At 61.4% G+C, this 9,631-nt stretch carries 10 protein-coding genes; 1 reads left to right on the top strand and 9 read right to left on the bottom strand.

Features of this window, described 5'->3' with window-relative positions; translation table 11 throughout:
• The coding region (locus tag F561_RS27960; RefSeq protein WP_083922504.1) for a transposase family protein at window positions 1-244 on the top strand (244 nt) is incomplete at its 5' end.
• Window positions 245-700: 456 nt separating this feature from the next.
• On the opposite strand, the gene F561_RS0116585 is transcribed toward F561_RS27960, so the two are convergent.
• The 9 genes from F561_RS0116585 to F561_RS0116545 all read right to left on the bottom strand — a co-directional run bounded on the left by F561_RS0116585 (window position 701) and on the right by F561_RS0116545 (window position 9,342).
• A complete protein-coding gene (locus F561_RS0116585; RefSeq protein WP_019011090.1) occupies window positions 701-1,378 on the bottom strand; it encodes a V-type ATP synthase subunit D in 678 nt (225 codons plus the stop codon).
• Window positions 1,379-1,469: 91 nt separating this feature from the next.
• A complete protein-coding gene (locus F561_RS0116580) occupies window positions 1,470-2,879 on the bottom strand; it encodes a V-type ATP synthase subunit B (RefSeq protein WP_019011089.1) in 1,410 nt (469 codons plus the stop codon).
• Complete coding sequence (locus F561_RS0116575; protein WP_019011088.1) at window positions 2,876-4,624, bottom strand: V-type ATP synthase subunit A; 1,749 nt, start codon at window positions 4,622-4,624, stop codon at window positions 2,876-2,878. The genes F561_RS0116580 and F561_RS0116575 overlap by 4 nt, the downstream gene beginning before the upstream one ends.
• Before the next feature lie 130 nt (window positions 4,625-4,754).
• Window positions 4,755-5,108 carry a V-type ATP synthase subunit F gene (locus F561_RS0116570; RefSeq protein ID WP_019011087.1) on the bottom strand — a complete coding sequence of 118 codons (354 nt, stop codon included), beginning with the start codon at window positions 5,106-5,108 and terminating at the stop codon, window positions 4,755-4,757.
• Window positions 5,105-6,082, bottom strand: coding sequence for a V0D/AC39 family V-type ATPase subunit (locus tag F561_RS0116565; protein WP_019011086.1), 978 nt, complete (start codon window positions 6,080-6,082; stop codon window positions 5,105-5,107). The genes F561_RS0116570 and F561_RS0116565 overlap by 4 nt, the downstream gene beginning before the upstream one ends.
• Window positions 6,083-6,091: 9 nt before the next feature.
• Window positions 6,092-6,649 (bottom strand): V-type ATP synthase subunit E, encoded by a 558-nt coding sequence (locus tag F561_RS0116560; RefSeq protein WP_019011085.1) that lies wholly within the window; start codon window positions 6,647-6,649, stop codon window positions 6,092-6,094.
• Between the two features lies 1 nt (window position 6,650).
• Window positions 6,651-6,953, bottom strand: a complete 303-nt coding sequence (locus tag F561_RS0116555; protein ID WP_019011084.1) for an ATP synthase subunit K — start codon at window positions 6,951-6,953, stop codon at window positions 6,651-6,653.
• 17 nt (window positions 6,954-6,970) lie between these two features.
• Window positions 6,971-9,028 carry a V-type ATP synthase subunit I gene (locus F561_RS0116550; RefSeq protein ID WP_019011083.1) on the bottom strand — a complete coding sequence of 686 codons (2,058 nt, stop codon included), beginning with the start codon at window positions 9,026-9,028 and terminating at the stop codon, window positions 6,971-6,973.
• A complete protein-coding gene (locus F561_RS0116545; protein ID WP_026298998.1) occupies window positions 9,025-9,342 on the bottom strand; it encodes a V-type ATPase subunit subunit G family protein in 318 nt (105 codons plus the stop codon). The genes F561_RS0116550 and F561_RS0116545 overlap by 4 nt, the downstream gene beginning before the upstream one ends.
• Window positions 9,343-9,631: the final 289 nt, after the last annotated feature.

The following is a 9,631-nucleotide window of genomic DNA, read 5'->3' as shown; positions in this document are numbered from 1 at the left end:
CTGGAGAACCCACGGGCACGCCATCACCACCCATAAGGCGACGCGAGCGTCGCCCCTCTCCGCCGACCAACGCCAAGAAAACCGTGTGCTGGCGCATACCCGGCAGGGCATTGAACATGTCATTCGGCGGATGAAGATCTTTCGCGTGTTGAAGGGCGTCTACCGACATCGGCGGCGTCGCTTCGCCCTCCGGGTTCAACTCATTGCCGCGCTCTGCAACCTGACCCGAGCCTGCCCGTCATGACTTTCGCAAGAGGTCTTATCTGGAGGCATAAGCTGAAGCTTCTCTATTTCACTGACGTTCTTTTGCAACGCTGTACCAGATGGGTGTTAATCCTTCTTCGGCATCTGCCCGGTTCAACCTTCAAAGTCATCAAGTCATGTACATTTGAGGAATTCCAATCTCAAGTGAACAGCACCTTTACCCCAGAAAACCGATTTATCATCTACAGAGCTACACATAACTCCAACACTGGATTAGGGAAGTTTGTCTACTTGAGAAGATTCAGATCGATAACAGTTAGAAATCCGATGACGAAGAACCGCTTTGAGATCGGCTAACCAATATCGAAGCAGAAAACCGCATTGCTTTACTCCTCTCTGCTTTTCTTACTCAAGTAGATTCAATCAATATAAAAACAGCCGCTCCTTTTATTCAGGAACGGCCTTCTTCTGTACTTGACGTACTTATCTGCTGGTTTCAGTCGGCGGCGGTGCCGTGACTGCCTGCCGCTGCGGTGGCGGCTTTTTCCAGTTCTTTCTCGCGTTCCAGCTTGGCCTTGATCTTCTTCAGGCGGAAGCTTTCTTCACGTTCACGCTGATCCAGAACACCGCGAATAAAGCGGATGTCGTCCTGAATGCCGGGGATCACCACTTGCTCAAGGGCGTTCACACGGCGCGAGGTCTTTTTGATCTCCTCGCCGATGCGCCGCAACTTGGTTTCGGTGGCGGCCACCTTCACGATGGCTTCCATCACGCCGCCAAAGTCGCCTGCGGCCTGGATGGTGCGTGCGCCGACGTTGATCGGGCTGAAGTTCACACCCGTGGGCCGCGCTGGAATGGCGATCTTGGGCACCTTGACGCCGTAGATGCTCTGAATTTCCATCTGAACGGCATATTCGCCGCCCGTTGCCAAGCTCAGGCTTTCTACAGCTTCTGGACTGTCCCAGGCTTTGGCCCCGAACAGGCTGGTATACGCGCCTTTGCTCACGCCGCTCAATTGCTCGCGGGCGGCCAGCGCGTCTTTCACCAGAGCAAAAAACTCTCCGATGAGGGCGTCACGCTTGCGCTTGAGCAGGTCTGCACCGCTGGAAGCCGTTTTCAGGCTGGCCTTGCTGGCGAGCAGGGCGCTGCGGGTGGGGCTGATCTGTCCTGCCATATGTATTCACCTCCTTTGTCGGTGAGGTCGTGGGAGTGGGCTGTAGGATGTGGATGTTCCTACAACCCACAGCCTACGTCCCACAGCCGCTTTAGATTCGGTTGCCCCGCCACATTTCATCGACCTTGGTACCGTAGTACTTGTCGATGGTGTCACGGCTCAGACGCGTCAACTGGCTCTGGGGCAGTTTGGACAAAATCCCCCAGGCCACCGTCAGGCTCTCGTCGATGGAACGGTCCTGGCCGCCCTGACCGATGAAGTAGTTTTCAAAGTCGTCGGCAAAGCGCAGGTACAGTTTGTCGGTGTCGCTGAGGGCATCCTCACCCGTGATCGCCACCAGTTTACGCAGGTCGAGGCCGTTGGCGTAGGCCGCAAACAACTGGTCGGATACGTTTTTGTGGTCGGCGCGGGTCTTGCCCTTGCCGATGCCGTTGCCCTGAAGACGGCTCAGGCTGGGCAGCGGGTTGATGGGCGGGAAGATGCCCTTGGTGTTCAGTCCACGGTCCACCACGATCTGGCCTTCGGTAATGTAGCCGGTCAGGTCGGGGATGGGGTGGGTAATATCGTCGTCGGGCATGGACAGAATCGGAATCTGCGTGACCGATCCGGGCTTGCCCTGCACCACGCCTGCGCGTTCGTACAGTGAGGCAAGGTCAGTGTACATGTAGCCGGGGAAGCCGCGTCGTCCGGGGATTTCCTCACGTGCGCCGCCGATTTCGCGGAGGGCCTCGCAGTAGTTGGTGAGGTCGGTCAGGATCACGAGGACGTGATAGCCGTGCTCGAAGGCCAGGTACTCGGCGGTGGTGAGGGCCATGCGGGGCGTCAGCAAACGCTCCACGGCGGGATCGTCGGCGCGGTTCAGGAACAAGACCGAGCGGGCCAGTGCGCCCGTACGCTCGAACTCCTGCGTAAAGAAGCTGACTTCGCGCTGGGTCAGACCCATGGCGGCAAACACGACGGCAAAGTCGCCTTCATGTCCGGGCACCTTGGCCTGACGGGCAATCTGGGCGGCCAATTCGTTGTGCGGCAGGCCGCTGCCCGAGAAAATCGGGAGCTTCTGACCACGAATCAGCGAGGTGTTCACGTCGATGGTGCTGATGCCGGTCTGAATAAATTCTTCGGGCTTGGCACGGGCGGTGGGGTTCATGGGCTGGCCGTTGATGCTCACGCGCTTTTCGGCGACCACCTGGGGCAGTCCGTCAATCGGGCGGCCCAGACCGTCAAAGCGGCGGCCAATCATTTCCTTGCTCACGCCGAGGCGGGCCACGTCTTCCACGAGGCTCACGCTGGCGGTGGCGAGGTCCAGACCACGGGTTTCTTCAAACACCTGAATGACGGCGTTTTCATCAGACACGCTGATGACCTGTCCACCGCGAATCTTGCCCTGACCGTCCTTGATTTCGACGATGGCGCCGTAAGCGAGGTCAGAAGCGGCGTTGACGAACAACAAAGGGCCGGAGATATAGGCCACATCGTTGTATTCCTTCTTGAGCAGGGTCATACCTTGACTCCCTTGAAGGTCGTGTCGAGTTCGGACAGCACATTGTCACGGTACGCGGCGAATTCGCCTTCGGGCGTGTAGCGTGCGCGGCCCAGCTTCTCGATCACGGGGCTTTGAATAATTTCGTCGATGGTGGCTCCGCCCTTCAGCGCGATGTCGGCCTGATCGTAGAACTTCAGGAACATCTGCATCAGACCGTAGTTTTTGGGCATCGAGGCGCTGGCGTCCACGGGGTCGAAGCCGTTTTGCTGGAGGAAATCCTGACGCAGCATGCGGCCCGCTTCGATGATCAGGCGCTCGTTGTCCTGCAGGGCGTCGGGGCCGACGAGCTGCACGACTTCTTGCAACGCGGCTTCCTGCTGAAGCAGGTTACCGATGCGCTGGCGCAGTTCGGGGAAGTCGGGGCCGACGTTGGCGCGGTACCAACCGTCCAGAATCGGCGTGAACAGGCTGTAAGAGCCGTTCCAGTTGATGGCCGGGAAGTGACGGCGGCGGGCCAGACCAGCGTCCAGACGCCAGAATGCGCCGGTAATTCGCAGGGTGGCCTGGGTCACGGGTTCGGACATGTCGCCGCCTGCGGGCGAAACTGCGCCGATCACGCTGACCGCGCCGCTTTCGCCGCCGAGGGTGGTCACGGCTCCGGCACGCTCGTAGAACGCTGCCAGTTTTGCACCGAGGTAGGGCGGGTAGCCTTCTTCTGCGGGCATTTCTTCAAGGCGAGAAGAAATTTCGCGCAGAGCCTCAGCCCAACGGCTGGTGGAATCGGCCATCAGAGACACGCTGTAGCCCTGATCGCGGAAGTACTCGGCCAGCGTGATGCCCGTGTACACGGACGCTTCACGCGCCGCTACGGGCATGTTGGACGTGTTGGCGATCAGGATGGTGCGGTGCATCAGCGGGCCGCCCGTCTTGGGGTCCACCAGTTCGGGGAATTCGACCAATACGTCGGTCATTTCGTTGCCGCGCTCGCCGCAGCCCACGTACACCACGATGTCGGCGTTGCCGTACTTCGCCACGCTCTGCTGAGTCACGGTTTTGCCCGAGCCGAAGGGGCCGGGGATAGCTGCCGCGCCGCCCATCACCAGAGGGAACAGCACGTCCAGAATCCGCATTCCGGTCAGGAAGGGCAGGCTGGGATCAAGCTTTTTGGCTACCGGACGGGGCGCACGCACGGGCCAGTAATGGGCCATCCGCAGCTTGGTTCCGTCTTCGAGTTCAGCAATCGTGTCGTCGATGGTGTAGTCGCCCGCTGCCGCCACCCAGCGCAGCTTGCCGCTCTTGTCGGGGGGCGTCAGGATTTTGTGGGTGAAGCTGAATTCGGGCACGGTGCCGAGGATCGAAGACCCGCTGACCGTATCGCCCACATTCACGCTGGGCGTAAAGGCCCACGTCTTCACGCGGTCAAGGCTGCTGACCTCGATACCGCGAGCAATAAAGTCGCCCGAGGCTTCGCGGATCTTGTCGAGCGGGCGCTGAATGCCGTCGTAGATGCCGTTGAGCATGCCTGGTCCCAGTTCGACACTGAGGGGCAAGTTGGTGGTGACAACGGGTTCACCCACGGTCAGACCGCTGGTGTCTTCATAAACCTGCACAAAGGCCGTATTGCCGTCCAGTCGAATGATTTCTCCGACCAGACGCTCCGAGCCTACGCGCACGATGTCGTACATTTTCGCGCCGTACATGCCGTTGGCGATCACGGCGGGGCCAGCGATACTCTGCACGACGCCTGCTTTGTTCTGCGTCATTCGTTCTCCTTGAAAAAGTCTGAGAGTCTAAGAGACTGAGAGTCTAAGGGCAAAAAATCAGACCATTTGTGGGTCTTGCCCTGAGACCCTCAGACCTTATGACCCTCAGACAGGGTGCTTCTTAGACAGGTTAAAGCTTGATGTCAAAGCCGATGGTTTCGCGCACGAGTTTGCCCATGTAGGCTTTGGCGTCCACGGTATCGGCACTAAAGGCGTCAGCAAGGCTGGGAATCGGCAGAAGGATCGGCAGGTCGCGGCCGCGCATGATGCGGGCGGTGGCCGTGGCCGGATCAGGAATCAGGCCGGTATCCACAGCGATCAGGCCGTAGCGGTTGCCGTTGATCAGGGCTTCGAGTTCGCGCACAGCGCTCTCTGCGGTGGCCTCGATCACTTCCGCACCCGCGAGGCGGTAACCGGTGGCCGTTTCGTTGTCGGTCAGCACGGCCACGCGCTGCATCCCGCCTGCCAGGGTTGGGGCGGTCATGCTTGCACCTCTTTACGCAGAGCATCGGCACTCAGGTTGTAGAACTTCCCGCGTGCGATCAGACGCAGCTTGGCGATCTCGATTTCTTTGCGGCGCAGGAAATCAAGGATGATGCCCACGCCTTCGGGATCGCCTGCAGCAACGTTCCGGGCCGAGTTATCGAGCGCCGTGCGGGCCGCAACTTCAGCATCTTCCAACGTGGGAGCGTCCAGAATGCCCACGATATCGGGCAAACCGCCTGCGTCGCCACCTGCCAGGCGTGAGTAGCCGCCTGCGTCGAGATGCCCGCCCGCCACAAACAGGTTGGGGTCGAGGGGTTGGCCTTTGCTGGCACGGGCAATCAGCGCGTTGGTCACGTCGATTTCCCGGCTGAGGTAACGGCGCAGGCTGGTGTTGCGGGCCACGTTCAGCGCGTGGCGGTAGTAGCCCTGATCCAGCGCCACTTCGAGGTCCAGCAGACGGCTGCTGGCGGCGTAGGCACTTGCCCCGTCGCGCATCGCCTTGGCAAGCGGATGCCCGCTGATGGCGATGGCTGTGGCTGCTGCGGCCAGATCGCTGCTCTGGGCCGCCGTTTGCAGGGCAGCAGGTTTGATCGTGCCGCCCGGAATCAGGCTGCTCAGAATGGCGTCTGCGCCGCGCCCACCGACCACGCCACGGGCAATGGTCTTGAGGTTCACCAGATCCCACTTCATCAACAGGGCCTGAATCTCGCGTTTGGCGTCGCCGTCGGCAAAGTTCAGTACCTTCTGGGTGGTGGCAAACAGGTTCTCAGACAGCGCCCGGTCGAGTTCGGGCAGGCCCGCACCCTCGGCGGTGGTTTCGCGCATGTTGGCGGCCAGTTCGGTTTCGGTCAGCACGCGCAGAAATTCCTGATAGCTGCCCGACGAAAGCGCCGAGTCGAGCGAGCGCCCGTCGAGCAGTTTGGTTCGCATGATGCGGACACGCGTGTTGATGTAAGCGTAATCGTCGGGCATGAGCGTCCTTTACTCGGCCAGCAGACGGCTGATCTGCGGCGCGAGTTCACCTTTCACGCGCTCCAAGCGGCCCGCGAGGGTGTTGGTGATGCCGCTCTTGCCGCCGTTTGCCAGCACGCGCACGCCGCCCACGATCCCTGCGTTTTCACGCACAGGCAGATCGGTGACGAGTTCGCGGGCCACCATCACGTCGGCGGGGTTCACTTCGACCGCGTCGGCGTTGGGAATGGCTTCGCGGGCCTGCCAGATCAGGCGAGACAAGATCTCACGGTACTCGGGAGCCTGAATCACTTCTTGCAAGTGACCTTCCACGAGACTGTACACCTGAGTCAGGCCGGACTCGCCCACCTTGAGGCGGGAAGCGCTGCGTTCGAGTTCGGCGGCGCTGCGGGCACGCACCAGCCCTGCCTGGCGCTGGTTTTGCAGGGCGCGGCTACGGCTGTCGAGGAGCGACTCGGCGCGGTCTTGGGCGTCTTTGAGAATGGCAGCGGCACGGTCACGGGCTTCGGCGCGGATGCGCTCGATTTCCGATTGCGCCTCCTGTTCGAGAAGCTTGTCGAGCGCCATATCAGTTCAGGATGAACAGGGCGAGGAAGCCGAAGATCACGAGCGTTTCGGGGATCAGGAAGTAGAGCAGCAGGCTACCGGCCTTGCTGGGGTCTTCGGCCACTGCGCCGACCAGGCTGGAGCCGATGCGGGCCTGTGCGATGCCCGTGCCCACTGCGCCGAGGCCGAGGGCCAGACCCGCACCGACGGCACGGAGGCCACGGTACACGTCGTCATTGGCTGCTGCGCCGGCTTCTTGAGCCAGACCGCTGGTCGCGAGGGCGAGAACGAGGGAAGCGAGAACGATCTTGTTGTACTTGGTCATAGGGAACACTCCTGAAATTATTTGACCTGCCCGGCATTGGGGCTGAGGCGGCGAAGAGGGTTATAGGCGGGGCTGGTTTCGGCGTTGAAGCCGGTGGGGTTCAGGAACTCGACCATATGCAAACGCAGAGGCTGAATCACGTGACCGATGAGCGTGAGGGCCAGCACGAAAAAGTGCAGCGCCACACCCAGCAGCACACCGATGATGATGCCCAGGAAGCCGATGTTCTGGTAGAGACTCCAGCCCACGTCGGTGCAGAGTTTAGCCAGAATCGCGCTGACCAGACCGACCGCGAAGATACGGGCGTAGCTGACCACTGCGCCGCCCTGCGACAGCAGTTCGATAGGCAGCAGCGGGTAATGCTTGATGACCCGAATCCAGCCGATCAGGAACAGGGCAAAGCCCACGTACATGACCAGGATCAGGGGATTGGCGAAGTTGCTGAACTGGCCGAAGTCCTTGCCCGCTTTGGTGGCAAAGGCCATCAGAATCAGGGCACCGACGCCGCCGAACAGCGCGAGGCCTTCCCAGACATGCACCGGGTCTTTGTGCTTGACACCCTGCTGAATGCGGATGCCCCAGCCCCACAGGACTTGCACGATACCGAACAGCAGCGCGAACACCAGAGCTACGTTGGAGAAGTAGTCGGTTTCCAGGCGGGGGAACACGGTGGGAATCAGGCCGTAATGCTTAACGCCCTCATGGGCCTCTGCGACGATACCCGTCCAACCCCACAGGCTGTTGACGATGGCCGGATCGACATAGAACAGGTGAATATGCTCGCCCAGCGTGCCGAACAGCTCGCCCGTGAGGAAGCCCCACAGGATCGACCAGGCGGCCATCACGTTGGTGACGAACCCCAGGTCCTTGAGGGTGGAAGGTGGCACATACGCCCCGAAGAAGCTGAGATCCCAGCCCTCGTTGCGCTTGGCCTTGCCCAATAGCCACAGGCCGAACAGCAGGAACAGGAAGCCGTAACCGATGTCGGCAATGATGATGCCGAAGAACAGCGGGAAAAACACGGCGATGACCCAGGTCGGATCGAAGGTGCCGTATTTGGGCAGGCTCATCAGGCCCATGACGAGGCTGAAGGGCCGCACATAGCTGTTGTTCTTCAATTCGACGGGGATGGTGCGGTCGTGGTGCTCATCGGCCTCGTGGAATTCGAAGCTGACGGCATCACCGAACTTGCCCAGCGCCGCAGTGAGCGCAGGCACGCGGTCTGCGGGAACGTAGCCCTGCATGGCAAGGCTGTATTTACCCCGCGCAGACACGGCCCGCACGTCATGAATGGCGACCCGGTCTTTGAGGGCGTCACGCACGGCGTAGAGCGCGGGGCCGTGGGTTTGCGCCAGCTTTTCGCGGGTGCCGTTCAGTTGCGCCTGACGGTCAGCACCGCTCTTCTGAATCCGCTCCATTTCTGAGGCGGCTTCCGACAGCGGCATGTTGTCGAAGCGTCCGGGCAGGCGCAGTTCACCGAGGCGAACCTTGCCCAGCGCGGTGCGGGCGGCGTCGCGTTCCCCTTTCAGGGTAGCAATCACGCCCACGCGGTTCTGGCCCACAGGCTCGGTCGCCAGCAGGTAACGGTCTTTGAGCGAACCTTGCAGCGCCGCGTCCAGTTCGGCCACGTTGTCGGTGGGCTGAAGCAGGAACGGCACGAGGCTCACGCGGCGGCTGCGGTCCAGACCGCTCACGATGCGAGACAGAGCACGCACGGCGGGGCCGTAGGCAGCTTCGGCGTCTACATCGGCCTGAAGCAGTTGCCGCTCTTTGGCGAGGGCACCCACCGGCACTGCGGCGGCTTCCACCACATGTTCCCACTCACCCTGCGCGGGCAGGGGAGCAGGAGCGGGGCGGTAGGCGCCGAGTTCGGCAATGGTGCTTTCTGCACGCGCCAGCAGACGTTCGTCTTCGCGGCGGGCAAGAGCGTCTTGTCCAGCCAATGAACCCGTGTTCAGCGGGCCGCCCGTGATGGGCTTGAGGTGCAACACCCCGGCGTCTTGCAGGGCCGTGATGACCGCTTCGCTGTCCCGCTTGCGAACGGCAATCACAACCTGCTGCATGGGGTTGATCACGGCAACACCGCCTTCAAAATGTGCTCGGCGGCTTGCTGGATACGTGCGCTGGCCCGTTCACGCGACAGTTGCGCGTCGCCTTCCGCCTGCGCGGTGGCGTCGGCACGAATAGCTAACGTTTCGGTGTTCAGCTGCCCGTCATGTTCGGCCTGCATGGCCTGAGCGCGCGCCTCTGCGTCGCGGAGAATACGGGCCGCTTCCTGCTCGGCAGCCTCGACCTCCCGCTTCGCTTCCTCGCGGGCCGCCTCGATCTGGGCGTCCAGCGCGGCCTCACGGCTGGCCAGTTCACTCAAGACTCGACTTGAAGCGTCCAAATCCCTCCTCCTTTACCATCGCGGCTCAAGACACCCGACCAGACCACCTCAAAAATGGTGGCGTGACAGGGTGCCAAAGCTGTGGTGGCCCGACCCTTAGAATGACGTCAGACTCAGCAAGCATCCTAACACACGCCCTGAATTGGACTGGGGGGGCATGCGTCCCGGTCAGGCCAACTCGGCGGAACTCGGGGGCAAAATACTGTCCGTTGGACTACGGTTACGCTCTTCTGAGGCTGTTTTGCACCCTGTAGGCACAGCAGCGCCCGCCACTGGGGATGCGGTCAGT

The organism is Deinococcus aquatilis DSM 23025 (genome assembly GCF_000378445.1).
Classification (GTDB): Bacteria; Deinococcota; Deinococci; order Deinococcales; family Deinococcaceae; genus Deinococcus; species Deinococcus aquatilis.
The sequence above is the reverse complement of the archived record's forward strand: the minus strand, read 5'-3'. Positions and strand labels throughout refer to the sequence as shown.